The following is a 19,433-nucleotide window of genomic DNA, read 5'->3' on the forward strand; positions in this document are numbered from 1 at the left end:
TTTGTGCATATTTTTACTATTAATTATGGTATAATTAAATAATTATGTGAACTTATGAGGATTATTAATGAAAAAGAAAAAATTAAAAAATGGTGGACAGTTCATTCATCATCAAACAGATACAGATATTGTTCATTTAGCTGTATTTATTAAAGTAGGTACAAAAGATGAACAACATTTTCCCGCAGGCATTGCCCATTTTACTGAACATATGATTTTTAAAGGGACGAATAACCATCAAGCTCATGATATTTTACGAAAGATTGATGAGTATGGTGGAGAATTCAATGCTTATACTACAAAAACTTATACTGTATATGGTATCAAAACTTTAAAACGATTTGAAGAAGAAGCCATTCAATTATTATTAGAAATGATTTTTTATTCAACATTTCCGAAAGAAGAAATTGAAAAAGAACAAAAGGTCATTTTAGAAGAAATTAAAATGGTTGAAGATGATCCAGAAGAAACATTATTTGAGCAATTTGAAGCAAAAATATTTAATAATACATCTTTAATGCAGCCAATATTAGGTTCAAAATCATCATTACAAGAAATGAACCAACTAAATTTGTTGCAATTTCATAATCAATATTATGTTTCTAATAATTGCATATTTTCATACTCAGGAACGAAACCTGAAATGATTGCATCTATGATTGAAGCATTACCGCTAAAGGAAACTCCTGTACATCAAAATGGATTCCACTTTCAAAAAATCGATAAAGTGATTCATAAACCACATCTTGAGCAAGCACATGTCGTTTTAGCACATCCAATTGTAAGTCATCACCATCATTTGTATGAAGCATTTCAAGTGATTAATCAAATCTATGGTGGCAGTATGAATGCTTTGTTATTTAAAGTATTAAGGGAACAAAATGGTTATTGTTATCATACGTATTCAAGTATTGAAACATATGATCAAGGTGGCGTTTTATATACATATTTTGCTACGGATAAAGAGAATATTAATGCATGTATTGAATGTATAGACGAAATCATTAAACAATTGCATACATCAATTGATGAAGCATTGATCAACAAAACAAAGCAAAATATGATTACAAATTTATATATGAATTTTGATAATGATGGTCAATTTGTAAATCACTACGGTAAAAGCATGTTAATTTATGATAAAATATATACATTAGAGGAAATAGAAAATTTAATTGATCAAGTGTCTTTAAAAGACATACAAATGGCTTTAAATTATATTGACTGTCAATATAGTCAAATGAAAATAATGGCTTAAAGGGGCTTGGGCCTCTTTTTATTGTGAATATACAATTAAATAGAATATAATTAAATAGAGATTATGGACGTGAAATTAATAGGAGGAACTGTTTTGAATTTAGTAAAAAAAGAAAACAATCATATAAAAATGATACCACTTGGTGGTGTTGGTGAAATTGCAAAGAACATGTATATCGTTGAAGTTGACGATGAAATGTTCATGTTAGATGCGGGATTAATGTTTCCCGAAGATGAAATGTTAGGAATTGATGCGGTCATTCCTGATATTTCATATGTTATTGAAAATAAAGAACGTTTAAAAGGTATTTTCTTGTCTCATGGGCATGAAGATGCAATTGGTGCTTTACAATACATTATTAATGATTTAGATGCACCTATATATGGTTCAAGATTAACAATCGCTTTAGTAAAGAACCATATGAAAGAAGCGGGTATCACAAAGAAAATCAAATTTTATACAGTGAATAATGCTTCTATTATGCGCTTCAAAAGTGTTAATGTTTCATTTTTTAACACTTCTCATAGTATTCCTGATGCATTAGGTATTGTAATTCATACTTCAGAAGGTGCAATTGTTTACACTGGTGAATTTAAATTTGACCAAAGTTTACAAGGAAGTTATCGTCCTGACATTCATAAGATGGCACAAATAGGTGAAAGCGGCGTATTAATGTTGATTAGTGATTCAACTGAAGCTGAAAAGCCAGGATACAATATGCCTGAAAATGTAATTGAAAGTCATATCGCAGATGAATTTGCGAAAGCTAAAGGTAGAATTATCGTAAGTTGCTATGCCTCTAACTTTATTAGAATTCAACAAGTATTATTAGCAGCTGCTAAAGAAAATAGAAAAGTATCTTTCTTAGGTAAATCATTAGAATCTTCATTTAATATTGCAAGAAAATTAGGTTATTTCGAAATTCAAGATCAATTACTAGTACCAGTTAAAGATGTTGAAAAATATCCTGACAATGAGATTGTTATTATTGCTACAGGGTCTCACGGTGAACCTATTGAAGCATTAGGGCAAATGGCAAAACAAAAAAATAGCATACTAAATGTAAAAGAAGGCGACACTGTATTTATTACAACAACACCAAGCTCAAACATGGAAGTTAAACTGGGCTCTGTAATCAATGATTTAGTTAAAGCAGATGTAAAAGTCGTTTCTACAAATAAAAAAATCCATGCATCTGGTCATGGTTGTATGGAAGAATTGAAAATGATGTTAAATTTAATTCAACCAAAGTATTTTGTACCAGTCCAAGGTGAATTTAAAATGCAAATCGCACATGCAAAACTTGCTGCAGAAGCAGGTGTTTTACCAGAACACATCTTCTTATTAGAAAAAGGAGACGTTTTAAATTATGATGGTGAAAATATGCGTGCGAATGAAAAAGTCACTGCTGGTAACGTATTAATTGATGGTATCGGTGTTGGTGACGTTGGTAATATCGTATTAAGAGATCGTCGTTTATTAAGTGAAGATGGTATCTTTATTGCAGTTGTCACTTTAGATCCAAAATCTAAAACTATTGTTGCTGGACCACAAATTCAATCAAGAGGTTTCGTTTATGTAAGAGAAAGCGAAGCATTGTTAAAAGAAGCTGAGGAAATGACAAGAGCAATCGTTGAAGAAGGATTAATGCAAAAACGTATTGAATGGTCAGAAATTAAGCAAGAAATGCGTGATAAATTAGGTAAGTTTTTATATGAAAATACAAAACGTCGACCAATGATTATTCCAGTCATTTCTGAGATTTAATTGTGAAAATAAACAAGCTATTGTAGCTTGTTTATTTGTTTATAAGGATGTGAAAAAATGGCAGTAACAAAAAAGACACCTAGAAAATCAACTAGAAAGAAAAAGAGAAAAACACAACAAAATAATGAGACTATCTATTTATTTGCAGTTATCAGTTTAATACTTTTAGCAATTGGTTTTTTACAATTTGGTGTTATTGGAGTTGGGATTGACAGCCTTTTAACATATATATTTGGAAGCGCAAAATATTTTGCATATATATTAATCTCATTAATTATCATTTATGTAACAGTGAATAAAAAATTTATTCCATTAAACAGAAAACTTAATGGTTGGCTTTCATTAAGCGTTGTATTACCGTTTTTTTTACAAATGATTTTAAGAATGAGCGGTCATGAAAAGTATCAAACATTTACAAATATCTTTGAAATTGAGTCAAAGAAAGGATTCTTTTTTCATGGTGGCGGTATGATTGGTTATATTTATTCTGTTGTCATTGGAAATTTAATTAGTCCAATCGGTGCATTTATGATGTCGATTATTATGATGATATTATCTGTTTTGTTAATTCTTGGAAAATCCATTAGAAAAACAAGTGAATGGTGCATCCATACACTCATCATGTCGAGTAAATATATTATTAATAAAGTTGGACAAAAAATAAATGATGTTCAAAATGGTAATAATCAAAGTGGAAAAAATGAAGAAAGAAAGAATAAAACTAAATCTTTAAAAGATGTATCTGACTTAGAGGAAATTCAAGACGATTCAGATATCCCTATTTTCCATAGTCATAATCAAATAAAAGACGGTGAAAAACAAGATTTTTATGAAAATGTATCTGAATCTGAAGAAGTTGTGAATGACACAATGCATTCAGAACGTGCTGAAAGACAACCAACACTATTTGATCAAGACGAAAATATCTCAAATAATAAACAAACCAATCAACATTCAAATCATAGTGATGATGAAGCAACGAATGTACAGCAAGCTGATACAAGTGAATATGAAAATTTAAAATATGAATTGCCTCCAATCACTTTATTAAATGAAGTGAGTAGTAATGCAAACGTAAACACAAGAGAAGTTAAGAAAAAAGGACAATTACTTGAATCGACATTAAAGAACTTTGGCGTTAATGCGAAAGTTTCTCAAATCAGAATTGGTCCTGCTGTAACTCAATATGAGGTTCAACCTGCAATGGGTGTAAAAGTAAGTAGAATTGTTAATTTGCATAATGACATTGCATTAGCGTTAGCTGCAAAGGACATAAGAATTGAAGCACCGATTCCAGGTAAATCAGCAGTTGGTATCGAAGTGCCAAATGGGTCAATTGCAATGGTGAGTTTAAGAGAAGTGTTAGAAGCTTCTCCTGTTGAAGAAAACAAACTTAAAGTTGCATTAGGTCGTGATATTTCAGGTGAGCCAATAAGTGCTGAATTAAATAAAATGCCACATTTACTAGTTGCTGGGGCAACGGGTAGTGGTAAGTCTGTTTGTATAAATGGCATTATTACTAGTATTTTAATGAATGCCAAACCTCATGAAGTTAAATTGATGATGATAGACCCAAAAATGGTTGAGTTGAATGTATATAATGGCATTCCTCATTTGTTAACACCTGTAGTAACCAATCCACAAAAAGCAGCACAAGCATTACAAAAAATTGTTGGTGAAATGGAAAGAAGATATGATTTATTTAGTCATACTGGAACGAGAAACATAGAGGGCTATAATCAATACTTAAAACGCCAAAATGAAGAAGCTGGTGAGAAAAATGCGATGCTACCATATATTGTTGTTATTGTTGACGAGCTTGCTGATTTAATGATGGTCGCAAGTAAAGACGTAGAGGCAGCAATAATGAGAATTGCACAAATGGCACGTGCAGCAGGTATTCACTTAATTATCGCTACGCAACGTCCTTCAGTAGATGTTATCACTGGATTAATTAAAGCAAATATTCCTTCAAGAATCGCATTTAGTGTGAGTTCAGCTGTAGATTCAAGAACCATATTGGATGGCCAAGGTGCTGAGAAACTATTAGGTAAAGGAGATATGCTTTATTTACCATATGGTCAGTCTAAACCTGTACGTGTACAAGGAGCATTTTTATCAGATGCTGAAGTTGAAGCTATTGTTAATTTTGTAACGAAGCAACAATCAGCCAATTATATTCAAGCGATGGAACCTTCAGAAATTCCTGATAGCCAATCACAAACTTCTGAAGATGATCTATATGAAGATGCCAAACTTTTCGTTATTGAGAAACAAAAAGCCAGTGCAAGCTTATTACAACGACAATTTAGAATTGGTTATAACAGGGCTGCTAGGTTAATTGATGAATTGGAAGCAAATGGTGTAATTGGACCAGCGACGGGTAGTAAACCAAGACAAGTACTTATCGATTATGAATCATAAAGGAGAATATCATGTCAGTCAGCATGGATGTCGTGAATTGTAAAAATTGGATTTTAAAAAATATTGAAACAGGTTATTTCAGTCATAATGAGCCGTTACCATCATTTTATGAAGTCTCTAGAACATTGGATATTTCTACAGATGATGTTGAAAAAGCATTTCATGAGTTGGTTACAGAACAATTGTTGTGTGAACGATTTCAACAAGGCTATTTTGTTAAAGAAGAACACTTATTTGATTTGCCAATGAATGAGTTAATTAGCATTACAGAAATGATTGTTTCAAAAGGTAAGACGCCAGGAACAATCATCATTAGCCAAGATAATGAATGGCCAACATTCGATGATATGAGATTATTACATATGGAAGAAGCAGAAGAAATTCATGTTGTAGAACGTATTCGAACAGCAGATGAGGACCATGTGGTTTATTGTTTAGATAAACTGAAATCTAATAAGCCACTTGATTTACATTCAGCAAATCAAAGTTCATTATTGGAAATACTTAACCAAAACGGACATCAATTGGAATATGCAATCAGTGAAATTGAATCTATCGGATACGAGCCATATATTTCAAGTGTATTGCAATGTGAGCCAAATGAAAGTTTACTGTTATTTAAGCAAATTCATTACAATGCTCAAGATGAACCTATTTTATATTCATTAAATTATTTTAAATCATCCTATGTAAAATTTAGAATTAAACGAAAAATAAAGAAGGAGTCCAAATGACCATAAAGCCACATATTATTCAATCAACACAATTTAAAACGAATTCGATTGTTATAAAGTTTAAAGCACCATTAAATGAAAATACGATGAGCCAAAGAGCGATCTTAGCGAAACTATTAACGCGAATTACTAAGAAATATCCTACAGATCAATCATTAATTAATCATTTGAGTGATTTATATGGTGCACATCTCTATTCAAATGTATTGAAACAAAACAATACTCACGTGATTACAATTGGTATTGATTTTATTCAAAATCGCTATTTAGACCAACCAATGTATCTTGTTGAGGAAGCATTTAAATTACTTAACGAAGTGGTCTTTCATCCTTGTTTTGATGAGAATCAGTTCGATAATAGAGCTTTTAATCAAGAGAAGCGCTTAATGTTAAACAAATATGAAGCAATAAAAGATAATAAAGGCCAATACAGTTTTTATCAATTGTTATCAAATATGTTTAAAGATGAAGCATATCAATATCCAAGTTTTGGATCTAAATCACACTTACTATCATTGAACAATGAAGATATATTTCAGGCTTATCAATCAATGTTAGCAAATGACGAAAAACATATTTATGTGTGTGGTGATGTGGAGCCAACAGACATTCAAAAATATATTGAACAATACTTACCACTAAAAAGTTATCCTGTGAATATGCCACTGATTCGTTTAGAAGATAGTGAAAATCCATTAATTGTTGATGTTGGACAAACGCAACAAGCAAGATTAAATATTGGATTGACATTTGAAATTAATGAAACGAAAGATTATTTTGCATTTTTAGTGATGAACCAGCTTTTTGGTGGTGATACAATGAGTTTATTATTTACTAATGTACGTGAAAAACTTAGTTTAGCGTATCAAATACATAGTCAAGTCGATGCAAGAAGTGGCTTTTTATTCGTATTAAGCGGTGTTAAAAATGATCAATACATTCAAGCGATAGACACCATTAAAGTGCAATTTGATAAATTACAAAAAGGTGAATTTGATGTATCACTTTTGGAGACTGCTAAAAGAATGCTGAAAAACCATAAATTAGAATCATTTGATCGTCCAAAAGGATATATTGAATCTGCATTTTCTAACACCTATGTGATGCCCCATACAAAAGAAGCATGGCTAGAAGGTATAACTAATGTGGATGTTGATGAAGTTGTTCGAATTGCATTAACAGGTAAATTTCATACAATTTATTGTTTAACAAGTGAGGTGTCATCATGAAACAATTTTATGAAGATGTCAACGAAACGGTCGTTGAAACGACATTAAAAAATGGCATGCCTTTATATATTATTGAAAAACCTGGTTTTACTAAGTCATATGCTGCAATTACTGCTAATTACGGATCATTGCATAATGATTTTGTAACATCTACTGGTGAACTGATTCGTAATCCTAAGGGAATCGCACATTTTCTTGAGCATAAAATGTTTGAAAAAGAAGATGGAGATATGTTTAATGCATTTTCATTAAATGGCGCTTCAGCGAATGCATTCACTTCATATGATCGAACAAGTTATTTGTTTACAACAGTGGAATCATTAAAAGAAAATTTGTTGACATTAATTCAAATGATTGAAAATCCATATTTTACGGAAGATACCGTACAAAAAGAAATGGGTATTATTGAAGAAGAAATAAAAATGTATCAAGACCAGCCAAATTATAGATTATATCATCAAACGATTAATGCAATGTACCATTATCATCCAGTCAAATATGATATTGCGGGTTCTATAGAAAGTATTAATCAAATTACTGCTGAAAAACTTTATGATTGTTATCATGCTTTTTATCATCCAAGTAATATGATGATGGTCGTTGCTGGGGACTTTAACAGTGATGAAATGATTGCATTTATTAATGATCATGTAACAGTACAAGATGCTATAGAAATTCCTAAAACTGAGACTATTGAAGAACCCAATGAAGTTGTGAAACCGTTTATTGAGTCTCATTTAGGTGTTCAAATGCCGAAACTAATGATTGGTATTAAATCTAATTTACATAAAAAATCTCAAGATATGATTAAATATGAGTTATTAATGTTTTTTGCAATGGATATGCTTTTTGGTGAACAAACTACATTTTATCAATTATTATTAGATGAAGAATTGATTGACGATACTTTTGGATTTAACTTTACAATTGAACCAACTTTTTCTCACTTCTTTATAGCGGGATCAACGACAAATCCGGATTTATTAAAAGAAAAAATTATTAATAGATTACAAGATACAGATTGTTTGAATGATGTAGCACACTTCAATCGCCTTAAAAGACATACTTTAGGAGAGCACGTTTCTAGTATGAATGCACCTGAAGTGATATGTAATCAATTTATAAAATATAAAATAAGCGGTGCAGATTATTTTGATTTAATTCCAATCTTACAGCAATTAAACATGGAAGAAATGATTGAAGTATTTAAAGATGCCTTTGATTTTGATCAAATTGTGGATAGTAGAGTATTATGAGCAAATATTTAATTATTGGAGCAAGTGGTGATATTGGTTCAGCAATTACTAAATCACTCATTCAAAAAGGTCATGATTTAATCATTCATCATAATCAAACACCAATTGAACAACTTCAAAGTCAGTTTAAATCTATGAATGGCCAACAATCCATTCAATATATTAAAATAGATTTATCTAAAGGCATGGAGGATAATCCTTTTAATCATGCGTTGGATGATATTGATGGCGTTATATATGTCGCTGGTACCTCAAGTTTCCAAATGGTTCAAGACATCACAAGTACTTTAATGTATGAACAATTCCATATTCATTATTTTAATCTTGTTAAAATCATTCAATTTTCAATGAGCGGATTATTACAATCCGAAAATGGCAGAATTATTGTAATAAGCTCTATTTGGGGCGAAACAGGCGCGAGTTTAGAATCGCTATACAGTAGTATGAAGAGCGCACAAATAGGATTGGTAAAATCTTTAGCAAAGGAATTGGCCCTTTCGAATATTACTGTAAATGCTATAACGCCAGGTTTGGTGGACGGGCATATGACCAATGCACTTAATGAGGAAGATGTGAAAGCTTTATTAGAAGAAATTCCGCAAGGACAACTTATCCAACCAGAAAAAATTGCACATACTGTTCAATACTTATTACATCCAAATGCGAGTAATGTCACAGGTACAATTCAACGCGTAAATGCAGGTTGGTTAATATAGGGGGAATTCGTATGACGACATTTAAAGAATGGTATTTAGAATATGAAATTAAAGTAAATCGAGCTGGTTTGTTAGGGGACGTATCAAGTTTATTGGGTTCATTAGGCATTAATATCATAACAATTAACGGTGTTGATCAAGGACGAAGAGGTTTATTGATCAAAACAGTGGACTTAGAACGTATTGAGCGATTTGAAAATATTATTGAGCAATTAGATGATATTGAAATTACAAAGTTGAGAACACCGCAATTAAGAGACCGTCTGGCTGTGAGACATGGTCGATACATTAAAAGAGATGTCGATGATAAAAAAACTTTCCGTTTTATTCGTAAAGAATTAGGTATTTTAGTTGATTTTATGGCGGAGTTATTTAAAGAAGATGGCCATTGTTTAATTGGGATTAGAGGAATGCCTCGCGTTGGTAAAACGGAGTCAATTGTGGCTGCTAGTGTTTGTGCACATAAAAAATGGCTATTTATTTCATCAACGATGATTAAACAAACTGTAAGAAGCTCATTACTTAAAGGTGAGTATGATCAAAAATATGTATATATTATTGATGGGGCATTAAGTGTAAAGCAAAAAGATGAAAAACATAAGCAATTAATACGCGAAGTCATGAATTTACCGACTGTAAAAGTGATTGAACATCCAGATTTATTTGTTGAAAATACAGAATATACTTTAGATGATTTCGATTATATTATAGAATTAAGAGAACATGATGAACAAGAAATCACATATGAACAAATATCAAAGAATAATTTGTTCGATCATGATGAATTTGCGTTTTTCTAATAAGGAGGTTAACGTGTGAAGATAGGACAAGTTTTACGCTCTAAACGTGAATCGTTAGGAATGACGCTTGTTGATTTAGAAAAGAAAATCAGTATTCAAAAAAAATTCATTGAACTGATTGAAAAAAATGAATTCGATAAGTTGCCTAATCCAGATTATACAAAAGGATTCATTGAAAAATATGCGACAAGTGTTAATTTAAACGCTCAAGCGCTATTAGAAAAACATCATGATGAATTACCAAATAAAACGATTAGTGCTAAAGATGCAATCATCCAAATAAAAAAATCAGATAAAGTGAAAAAGCCAGATATTTCAGCTCAAAAGTTGTTATTAATGCTTTTAGGAATTCTATTGGTACTCTTTGCGGTTTGGTTTATTTGCTCAGAATTGATATTTACTAACAAAGACAATTCATTTCAAGCAAAAAACATCAACGAAAGTAGAAACGTTTCTATAGAAACTCCAAAAGAAGAGACTTCTAAAACTGCTAAAAATGATAACGAAAAAAAATCAGAGTCAAAGGATAAACAAGTAGAGCCAAAAGACACTAAAGCAAATATTACTTATAAGTCATTTGATGGATCTGTACTGGCTTATGAAGTAAATGCTAAAGAAGCGATTAAGATTAAGATAGATTCTAAAACCCCAACATGGGTGCAAATGTATGATGATCAAAAAAAGACTTATGCATATAAGCAAATCAATTCAAGTGAATACGAAATTGATAAAGATGCAAAAAATGTAATATTAATTTCAGGTAACTCAACAGCGCTGAATGTTTTTATTGATGGTCAGAAAATTTCAGTACCAAATGCAGCACAAAATTTAATCACAAGAACGTATTACTTTACGATTATAAAAAAGTAGATTGATGAGTTAAGATTTATTCATATAATTTGTTTATAAGCGTTATTTTTGAAATAGAAATAACTATCAAATATTTAAAAAGACGAGAAAGTAGGAAAATCATGAATATCCCAAATCAAATTACGATTGCTCGTATTTTATTAATACCAGTAATCATCGTATTTTTATTGGCCGATTTTAATATGGGACAAACACATATTTTAGGTGGAGACACAATTCGTATTGAACAAGTGATTGGTGCAAGTATTTTTATCTTTGCATCACTTACTGACTGGGTAGATGGCTACTTAGCAAGAAAATGGAACCTTGTTTCTAACATGGGTAAATTCTTAGATCCATTAGCGGATAAATTACTTGTTTCTAGTGGTCTTATTGTATTAGTAGAATTAGGAGCAATTCCATCATGGATGGCTATTGTGATTATTGCAAGAGAATTTGCGGTAACGGGTTTACGTTTATTACAAATTGAACAAGGATTTGTTTCAGCAGCAGGTCAATTAGGTAAAATTAAAACAGCAGTAACGATGGTTGCAATGACATTATTATTACTAAATGAACCATTTAAATCAGCGATTGGATTCGGTTTAGGTTATCCATTGATGTATGTTGCTGTATTCTTTACGATTTTATCAGGAATTGAATATTTCTATCATGGTAGAAATGTATTCACAAATTCTAAATAATAAATCTCATAATGATCAAATGAAGTGGAAATTAATTTTCACTTCTTTTTTATTTGGTCATATAATTAAACTTTAAAATTAAGAAAAGCTAAAATTCAATTTTTTGATAAAAATTTTAATGAAAATAGAACATATGTAGCCTGTTTTTAAAAAAATACTTTTGAAAATTGAATTTTTGGAACAAAATACACAAACAAACGTTCGCTTTTTGCTTGCTTATTTTTATGATTCAAAGTATAGTATTACTTGTAAAGAAATGAATGGGTATCATTCATATTAAATGACATGTGGAAATGGTTGTTATATGATGATTTTTAAGTAACATGTCAGAATTGATTTATTAAAAAATAAAGTTAGCTATTTGCTAGGAGGCTATTATGAACGAACGTCAAAAGGCTTTAGACACAGTAATTAAAAATATGGAAAAATCATTCGGTAAAGGTGCCGTTATGAAATTAGGTGAAAATACATCACGTAATGTATCAACGATTTCATCTGGTTCTATTACATTAGATAGTGCATTAGGTATAGGTGGTTATCCTAAAGGACGTATCATTGAAGTTTATGGTCCTGAAAGTTCAGGTAAAACGACTGTTGCATTACATGCAATTGCAGAAGTACAACGTCAAGGTGGGGTAGCGGCATTTATTGATGCAGAGCACGCATTAGATCCTGTTTATGCAAAAAATTTAGGTGTAGATATTGATAATTTATATTTATCTCAACCTGACCATGGTGAACAAGGTTTAGAAATTGCTGAAGCATTTGTTAGAAGTGGTGCGATTGATATCATTGTTGTCGATTCAGTTGCTGCATTAACACCTAAGGCTGAAATTGAAGGTGAAATGGGAGATACGCACGTCGGTTTACAAGCACGTTTAATGAGTCAAGCGTTACGTAAATTATCTGGTGCCATTTCTAAATCAAACACGATTGCCATCTTTATTAACCAAATTCGTGAAAAAGTTGGTGTAATGTTTGGTAACCCAGAAACAACACCTGGTGGTCGTGCATTAAAATTCTATTCATCTATTCGTTTAGAAGTACGTCGTGCTGAACAATTAAAGCAAGGTCAAGATATTGTTGGTAACCGTACAAAGATTAAAGTAGTTAAAAACAAAGTTGCACCACCATTCCGTGTTGCTGAAGTAGATATCATGTATGGTCAAGGGATTTCTAAAGAAGGTGAAACCATTGACTTAGGAGTAGAATATGAAATTATTCAAAAATCTGGTGCATGGTATTCATACAATGGGGAACGTATGGGTCAAGGTAAAGAGAACGTTAAATCTTATTTAAAAGAAAATCCAGAAATCAATGCTGAAATTGATGCGAAAATTCGTGAAGCGGTTGGTATTGGTTCTGATGAGAAAAAAGAAGAAGCACCTGCTACACCTGTTGTAGATGATTTATTTGATGACGAATTAATTTAAAAAAGAGGAGCAATCCTCTTTTTTTATTGGATATTTTTAAGTCATGTAAGATTATATTATAATTCTTTGAATTTAATCAGAATAATGAAAATAAACAGTATATAGTGACATTTTATTACTTTGAGTTCTTGACAATAAACTTTAATAAAACGTACAATTAATTTATATATGATGAAAATTGTATATTAAATATTTCTAGATATTAATAAGCAAGAGGAGGTGTTTATGTGAACCTATTAAGCATCTTATTCATTTTGCTTGGAATAATTCTAGGTGTTGTGGTTGGTTATTTAATCGCAAAATCGAGCTTAACTAACAAACAAATGCAAGCGAGAACATCAGCTGAGCATATTATTAGTGAAGCACACAAAGAAGCTGAAAGTCTAAAGAAGGAAAAGTTACTTGAAGCTAAAGAAGAGTATACTTTAAGAAGCGATCGTTTAGAAGAAGATTACAAAGAACGACGCGCTGAACTTTCAAGACAAGAAGCGAGATTACTTCAAAAAGAAGAAAACTTAGATCGAAAAAGTGATATCTTAGATAAAAAAGATGAACTTTTAGAACAAAAAGAATCGAAAATTGAAGAGAAACAACAACATGTAGATGCGTTAGAGCAAAATGTTCAAGAAATTTTAGTGAAACATGAACAAGAACTAACACGCATCTCCGGACTGACGCAAGAAGAAGCGAAACAAGAGATTATTGATCAAGTTGAAGAAGAATTATCACATGACATTGCGGTATTGGTTAAGGAAAAAGAATTAGAAGCTAAGAATACAGTTGATAAAAAAGCAAAAACATTGCTAGCTACAACTGTTCAAAGATTAGCAGCTGATTATACTTCTGAATCAACAGTGTCTGTCATTAATCTTCCAAACGATGAAATGAAAGGCCGAATTATTGGTCGTGAAGGTCGAAATATCCGAACGCTTGAGACGTTAACAGGGATTGATTTAATTATTGATGATACACCAGAAGCAGTCATCTTATCGGGATTTGATCCTATTAGAAGAGAAATCGCTAAAACGGCATTAGAAGCATTAGTTTCTGATGGAAGAATCCATCCTGGTCGTATTGAAGAAATGGTTGAAAAAGCAAGAAAATCTGTGGATGAAATTATTCGTGAAGCAGGGGAAGCAGCAACTTTCGAACTTGGTATTCATAACTTACATCCTGATTTAGTTAAAATTTTAGGACGTATGAAATTTAGAACAAGTTATGGTCAAAACGTTTTACACCATTCTGTAGAGGTAGCACATTTATCTGGTATGTTAGCAGCAGAATTAGGTGAAGACGTTGCACTGGCAAAGCGTGCGGGATTATTACATGACATTGGAAAAGCAATTGACCATGAAGTAGAAGGTTCACACGTTGAAATCGGTGTGGACTTAGCGAAAAAATACAAAGAACACAGTACGGTGATTAATGCAATTCATTCACATCATGGCGATGTGGAGCCAACAAGTGTTATTTCAGTATTAGTAGCTGCTGCGGATGCATTAAGTGCTGCTAGACCTGGTGCTAGACGTGAAACATTAGAAAATTACGTGAAACGTTTAGAAAGACTTGAAGAAATTTCTGAAAGTTATGAAGGTGTAGAAAAATCATTTGCAATTCAAGCAGGTAGAGAAATTCGAATTATCGTATCACCTGATGCTGTAGATGATCTTAAAGCACATCGAATGGCAAGAGATATTAAAAATCAAATTGAAGAAGAATTACAATACCCTGGTCATATAAAAGTTACAGTAGTCCGAGAACTGCGTGCCACAGAATATGCAAAATAAACAGATCCTCTAGAACTTCGTGTTCTAGAGGATTTTTTAGATTGTGACGAGAAAAAAATTGTGTTACATTAATTGTAAAAAGGTAAGGAGTGTCATATGGAGAAAAAATTACAGTTATTTTTATCATCAAGTTTAATGCTTATATTATTGTCATTTTTACCTTTATATGAAGCTTTTGATATATATAAAAATAAAAGTGATGCGAACAAACAATATATTGTTTCAAATATAACCGTTAATCCTAAAAATATTGATGAAGCGATTGCAAAAGGTGTCGATGTTAGCGGTGTAAGTTTTACACATGAATTTATTTCTATGGATAACAAGTCAGTTCTAGTGCATGACTTAAAGGATTACCAACACGCTTTTAAGAATAATAAGCTATACACGAGAACAATTGAATACGATAACCAAAAAATCGAAATAGAAGTGGATTTAAAAAAACGTGTTGTAAACAAAATAACGATTGATAAGAAAGAAACACATCCAAAAATTAAAGTGAATGAAAATATCAACCAACTACTTGAAAATACTAAAATGCTGTTTGAAAAAGGGCGTATTTCTGGGAATGCGGGTTTGTTATTAATACATGAAAAAAATGCTTCTTATGAAACGTATTTATTAGCGAATCATCAGGCAAGTCAATATTTTAAACAGAACAAAGAAGCAATCAAACACAATGGTGTTTGGTTAAATCGTCTTATTGAAGCAGATTTTAAACTTCTAAAAACACAAAAAATGTCACATTATGTTTTTATTTTATTTATATTTTATCCATTACTTACAATGATATTTGGTTTATTTTTATTATATATTTGTATAATACGTATACGTTATTTAATTCAACATAAGAAGTTCAAATGGCTGAAGTGATTCAGCCTTTTTATTTTTCAATTTTACATGTTATAGTTTAACAAGAGAATAAATTAAGGAGATACAAATGAGAATATTATTTATAGGTGATGTTGTAGGCTCAATTGGTAGATCTATGCTTAATGAATATTTACCACAACTCAAAAAGAAATATGGACCGAATATTACGATTGTAAATGGTGAAAATGCTGCTCATGGACGCGGCATTACAGAAAAAATATATAAAGAAATGATGACGCTTGGAGTGGATTGTGTGACTTTAGGTAATCATACATATGGACAACGTGACAGCTATGAATTATTGGATAGTGATGTCAAAATGATTCGACCTGCAAATTATCCAGAAGAAGCACCTGGTGTCGGTATGAAGATTATTAAATTTAACGATAAAAAAATTGCGGTTATGAATCTACAAGGTCGAGCATTTATGCAACAAATTGATTGTCCATTTAAAAAATTTGATGCTTTATACGAAATGGCTAAAAAAGAAACAGACTATATCTTTGTAGATTTTCATGCAGAAACAACAAGTGAAAAAGGGGCATTTGGCTATTATGCGGATGGCCGTGCAAGTGTGGTTGTAGGCACGCATACACACATTCAAACGAGTGATAACCGCATTTTAAACAAAGGAACGGGCTTTATTACTGATGTAGGTATGACAGGTTATTATGACGGTATTTTAGGAATTAATAAAGATGAAGTGATTCATCGTTTCTTAACGTCCATGCCAGTGAAACACGTTGTTCCTGAAAAAGGACGTGGTGTTTTAAGCGGTATATTTGTAGAATTAAACACCGACGGCACAACTAAGAAAATTGAAAATATTTTGATTAATGATGATCATCCTTTAAGGTAGTTATCGGCCATTAGTATGATTTTTCAAATGTTCACCACTTGTCTATGTGAAGATAGGTGGTTTTTTGTTATATTAAATGAAGTGATTAACGTAGGAGGGTACTTATGAAATCTCAAATTTCATGGAAAGTCGGCGGTCAGCAAGGTGAAGGTATTGAAAGTACAGGTGAAATGTTTTCAACTGCTTTAAACCGTTTAGGCTATTATTTATATGGATATAGACATTTTTCAAGCCGTATTAAAGGTGGACATACTAACAATAAAATTCGTGTATCAACAACACGTGTTCATTCAATTAGTGATGATTTAGATATTTTAGTTGCATTTGACCAAGAAACCATCGATGTAAACTATCATGAAATGAACGCAACAGGTATTATTTTAGCTGATAGCAAATTTGATCCAGTTGCACCTGAGGATTATGAAGGTAAGTTTATGCCGATTGCATTTACTGAAATTGCGAAAGATTTAGGAACTGCATTAATGAAAAACATGGTTGCAGTGGGTGCAAGTGCAAGTCTTTTAGGTATTGACTTACATCACTTCGAAGTATTAGTTGATGATATTTTCGGTAAAAAAGGTGAAAAAATTTGTTCATTGAATAAAGAGGCACTTCATGCTGGATTTAATTTAATGGAACAAGAAGATTTCCATACATTTACGTTAGAACCATCGACTGAAGAAGGTCATTTATATATGATTGGTAATGATGCGATTTCACTAGGCGCATTAACGGGTGGTGCACGCTTTATGGCAGCATATCCGATTACACCAGCGAGTGAAATTATGGAATACATGATTGATAAATTACCTCAGTTTGGTGGTACTGTGATTCAGACGGAAGATGAAATTGCAGCTGCAGTAATGGCGATTGGTGTGAACTATGGTGGTGTAAGAGCATTTACAGCTTCAGCAGGACCTGGTCTTTCATTAATGATGGAAGCAATCGGTTTAAGTGGAATGACAGAACAGCCATTTGTTGTTATCAATACAATGCGTGGCGGTCCGTCAACTGGATTACCAACAAAACAAGAACAATCAGATTTAATGCAAATGATTTATGGTACTCACGGTGATATTCCGAAAATCGTGCTTGCACCAACAACAGCTGAAGATGCATTTTACTTAACTGCAGAAGCATTTAACTTAGCAGAACAATATCAATGTCCAGTCATTGTTTTAAGTGACTTACAATTATCAATGGGTAAACATACAGTACCTACACTTGATTTTGAACGCATTAAAATCGATCGAGGTAACTTAATTACTGAAGTTGAACCAACGGAAGACAAAGCATATTTCAAACGTTATGAAATTACGGAAAGTGGCGTTTCACCACGTGTCATTCCTGGTGTTAAAAATGGAATCCACCATGTAACAGGTGTAGAACATACAGAAGAGGGTAAACCATCTGAAAGCCCAATTAACCGTGCAAAACAAATGGAAAAACGTATGCGTAAAATTGAAGCATTAAAAATTTCAGAACCTGTTGTTTATAAAGAAAATCATCAAGATGCAGATGTATTAGTGATTGGCTACTTATCAACATTCGGAGCAATTGATGAAGCAATTGAACGTATAGATGGCAAAGTGAATCACTTACACATTAAACAATTGCATCCATTCCCAACTGAACAAGTTCAAAATGCAATGAATCAAGCTAAAAAAATTATTGTTGCTGAACATAACTACGGTGGACAATTATCAAGCATCATTAAAATGAACACAATGCATCAAGGTAAGATTACCAACTTCACAAAATATGATGGTACACCATTCTTACCAAAAGAAATCGAAGCAAAAATTAATGATGTCATGGCAGTAAAGGAGTTAATCTAAATGGCTACTTTTAAAGATTTTAGAAATAATGTTAAACCGAACTGGTGTCCAGGATGTGGGGACTTCTCTGTACAAGCAGCGATACAAAAAGCATGTGCTAACGTAGGATTAGAACCAGAACAATTAGCTGTAATCACAGGTATTGGTTGTTCTGGTCGTTTATCAGGATACATCAACTCATATGGTGTGCACTCAATTCACGGACGTGCTTTACCGATGGCACAAGGTGTAAAAATGGCGAACCAAGAGTTAACTGTTATTGCATCAGGTGGAGATGGAGACGGCTATGCGATAGGTATGGGTCATACAATCCATTCCATTAGACGTAACATCGATTTAACTTACGTTGTAATGGATAACCAAATCTATGGATTAACTAAAGGTCAAACATCACCAAGTTCAGCACATGGATTTGTAACTAAAACAACACCAAAAGGATCAATTGAAAAACATGTATCACCATTAGAATTAGCATTAACATCAGGTGCAACATTTGTAGCACAAAGTTTCTCAAGTGATATTAAAGAATTAACAGCTATTATTGAAGCGGCAATCAATCATAAAGGATTTGCATTTGTTAATGTATTCTCGCCTTGCGTAACTTATAACAAAGTGAACACATATGAATGGTTTAAAGAAAACTTAACAAAATTAAGTGATATTGAAGGCTATGATAATAAAGATAAAAAACTAGCACTGAATACAGTCGTAGAACACAATGGATTAGTAACTGGTATCATTTATCAAGATACTGAAACAAAAAGCTATGCTGAACAATTAGAAGGTTATTCACCATCATTAGCAAAAGAATCTATTGAGATGGATCAATCTAAATTTGAAGCATTAATGGCGGAGTTTAAATAATACATATTAAGAGATTCAGACACACATTTGTCTGAGTCTCTT

At 32.0% G+C, this 19,433-nt stretch carries 16 protein-coding genes; all 16 read left to right on the forward strand.

Going from position 1 to position 19,433, the window contains the following annotated elements; genetic code table 11:
- The first annotated feature begins 67 nt into the window (after window positions 1-67).
- The 16 genes from ER639_RS01460 to ER639_RS01535 all read left to right on the forward strand — a co-directional run bounded on the left by ER639_RS01460 (window position 68) and on the right by ER639_RS01535 (window position 19,391).
- Complete coding sequence (locus tag ER639_RS01460; RefSeq protein ID WP_129063972.1) at window positions 68-1,258, forward strand: M16 family metallopeptidase; 1,191 nt, start codon at window positions 68-70, stop codon at window positions 1,256-1,258.
- A 93-nt stretch (window positions 1,259-1,351) separates the two neighbouring features.
- A complete protein-coding gene (locus ER639_RS01465) occupies window positions 1,352-3,025 on the forward strand; it encodes a ribonuclease J (RefSeq protein ID WP_129063973.1) in 1,674 nt (557 codons plus the stop codon).
- A gap of 57 nt (window positions 3,026-3,082) precedes the next feature.
- Window positions 3,083-5,449 carry a DNA translocase FtsK gene (locus ER639_RS01470; RefSeq protein WP_129063974.1) on the forward strand — a complete coding sequence of 789 codons (2,367 nt, stop codon included), beginning with the start codon at window positions 3,083-3,085 and terminating at the stop codon, window positions 5,447-5,449.
- An 11-nt stretch (window positions 5,450-5,460) separates the two neighbouring features.
- A complete protein-coding gene (locus tag ER639_RS01475) occupies window positions 5,461-6,183 on the forward strand; it encodes a GntR family transcriptional regulator (protein WP_129063975.1) in 723 nt (240 codons plus the stop codon).
- Window positions 6,180-7,412: an EF-P 5-aminopentanol modification-associated protein YfmF gene (gene yfmF / locus ER639_RS01480; protein ID WP_129063976.1), complete on the forward strand. Its 1,233-nt coding sequence runs from the start codon at window positions 6,180-6,182 to the stop codon at window positions 7,410-7,412. Before ER639_RS01475 ends, yfmF begins: the two co-directional genes overlap by 4 nt.
- Entirely contained in the window at window positions 7,409-8,668 is a 1,260-nt protein-coding gene (gene yfmH / locus ER639_RS01485) for an EF-P 5-aminopentanol modification-associated protein YfmH (RefSeq protein ID WP_129063977.1), read from the forward strand. The genes yfmF and yfmH overlap by 4 nt, the downstream gene beginning before the upstream one ends.
- Window positions 8,665-9,384: an elongation factor P 5-aminopentanone reductase gene (gene ymfI, locus ER639_RS01490; protein WP_129063978.1), complete on the forward strand. Its 720-nt coding sequence runs from the start codon at window positions 8,665-8,667 to the stop codon at window positions 9,382-9,384. The genes yfmH and ymfI overlap by 4 nt, the downstream gene beginning before the upstream one ends.
- An 11-nt stretch (window positions 9,385-9,395) precedes the next feature.
- Window positions 9,396-10,184: a YmfK family protein gene (locus ER639_RS01495; protein ID WP_129063979.1), complete on the forward strand. Its 789-nt coding sequence runs from the start codon at window positions 9,396-9,398 to the stop codon at window positions 10,182-10,184.
- 15 nt (window positions 10,185-10,199) lie between these two features.
- On the forward strand, window positions 10,200-11,054 hold the full coding sequence (locus tag ER639_RS01500) for a helix-turn-helix domain-containing protein (protein ID WP_129063980.1): 855 nt from the start codon (window positions 10,200-10,202) through the stop codon (window positions 11,052-11,054).
- A 101-nt stretch (window positions 11,055-11,155) separates the two neighbouring features.
- Window positions 11,156-11,737 (forward strand): CDP-diacylglycerol--glycerol-3-phosphate 3-phosphatidyltransferase, encoded by a 582-nt coding sequence (gene pgsA / locus ER639_RS01505; protein WP_129063981.1) that lies wholly within the window; start codon window positions 11,156-11,158, stop codon window positions 11,735-11,737.
- A 374-nt stretch (window positions 11,738-12,111) separates the two neighbouring features.
- Complete coding sequence (gene recA / locus ER639_RS01510; RefSeq protein WP_129063982.1) at window positions 12,112-13,170, forward strand: recombinase RecA; 1,059 nt, start codon at window positions 12,112-12,114, stop codon at window positions 13,168-13,170.
- 227 nt (window positions 13,171-13,397) lie between these two features.
- Window positions 13,398-14,957, forward strand: a complete 1,560-nt coding sequence (rny, locus tag ER639_RS01515) for a ribonuclease Y (protein WP_129063983.1) — start codon at window positions 13,398-13,400, stop codon at window positions 14,955-14,957.
- Between the two features lie 96 nt (window positions 14,958-15,053).
- Window positions 15,054-15,830, forward strand: a complete 777-nt coding sequence (locus tag ER639_RS01520) for a hypothetical protein (RefSeq protein WP_129063984.1) — start codon at window positions 15,054-15,056, stop codon at window positions 15,828-15,830.
- A 67-nt stretch (window positions 15,831-15,897) separates the two neighbouring features.
- A complete protein-coding gene (locus ER639_RS01525; RefSeq protein ID WP_129063985.1) occupies window positions 15,898-16,689 on the forward strand; it encodes a TIGR00282 family metallophosphoesterase in 792 nt (263 codons plus the stop codon).
- A gap of 104 nt (window positions 16,690-16,793) precedes the next feature.
- Complete coding sequence (locus ER639_RS01530; RefSeq protein ID WP_129063986.1) at window positions 16,794-18,527, forward strand: 2-oxoacid:acceptor oxidoreductase subunit alpha; 1,734 nt, start codon at window positions 16,794-16,796, stop codon at window positions 18,525-18,527.
- Entirely contained in the window at window positions 18,528-19,391 is an 864-nt protein-coding gene (locus tag ER639_RS01535; RefSeq protein ID WP_129063987.1) for a 2-oxoacid:ferredoxin oxidoreductase subunit beta, read from the forward strand.
- Window positions 19,392-19,433: the final 42 nt, after the last annotated feature.

It is taken from the genome of Macrococcus sp. DPC7161, from assembly GCF_004117835.1.
Classification (GTDB): domain Bacteria; phylum Bacillota; class Bacilli; order Staphylococcales; family Staphylococcaceae; genus SDSC01.

Coding starts and splice junctions, on each gene's coding strand:
- ER639_RS01530 (WP_129063986.1), top strand. CDS start 16,794: ATGAAATCTCAAATTTCATGGAAAGTCGGCGGTCAGCAAGGTGAAGGT.
- pgsA (WP_129063981.1), top strand. CDS start 11,156: ATGAATATCCCAAATCAAATTACGATTGCTCGTATTTTATTAATACCA.
- ER639_RS01525 (WP_129063985.1), top strand. CDS start 15,898: ATGAGAATATTATTTATAGGTGATGTTGTAGGCTCAATTGGTAGATCT.
- yfmH (WP_129063977.1), top strand. CDS start 7,409: ATGAAACAATTTTATGAAGATGTCAACGAAACGGTCGTTGAAACGACA.
- yfmF (WP_129063976.1), top strand. CDS start 6,180: ATGACCATAAAGCCACATATTATTCAATCAACACAATTTAAAACGAAT.
- ER639_RS01520 (WP_129063984.1), top strand. CDS start 15,054: ATGGAGAAAAAATTACAGTTATTTTTATCATCAAGTTTAATGCTTATA.
- ER639_RS01460 (WP_129063972.1), top strand. CDS start 68: ATGAAAAAGAAAAAATTAAAAAATGGTGGACAGTTCATTCATCATCAA.
- ymfI (WP_129063978.1), top strand. CDS start 8,665: ATGAGCAAATATTTAATTATTGGAGCAAGTGGTGATATTGGTTCAGCA.
- ER639_RS01495 (WP_129063979.1), top strand. CDS start 9,396: ATGACGACATTTAAAGAATGGTATTTAGAATATGAAATTAAAGTAAAT.
- ER639_RS01475 (WP_129063975.1), top strand. CDS start 5,461: ATGTCAGTCAGCATGGATGTCGTGAATTGTAAAAATTGGATTTTAAAA.
- ER639_RS01470 (WP_129063974.1), top strand. CDS start 3,083: ATGGCAGTAACAAAAAAGACACCTAGAAAATCAACTAGAAAGAAAAAG.
- ER639_RS01535 (WP_129063987.1), top strand. CDS start 18,528: ATGGCTACTTTTAAAGATTTTAGAAATAATGTTAAACCGAACTGGTGT.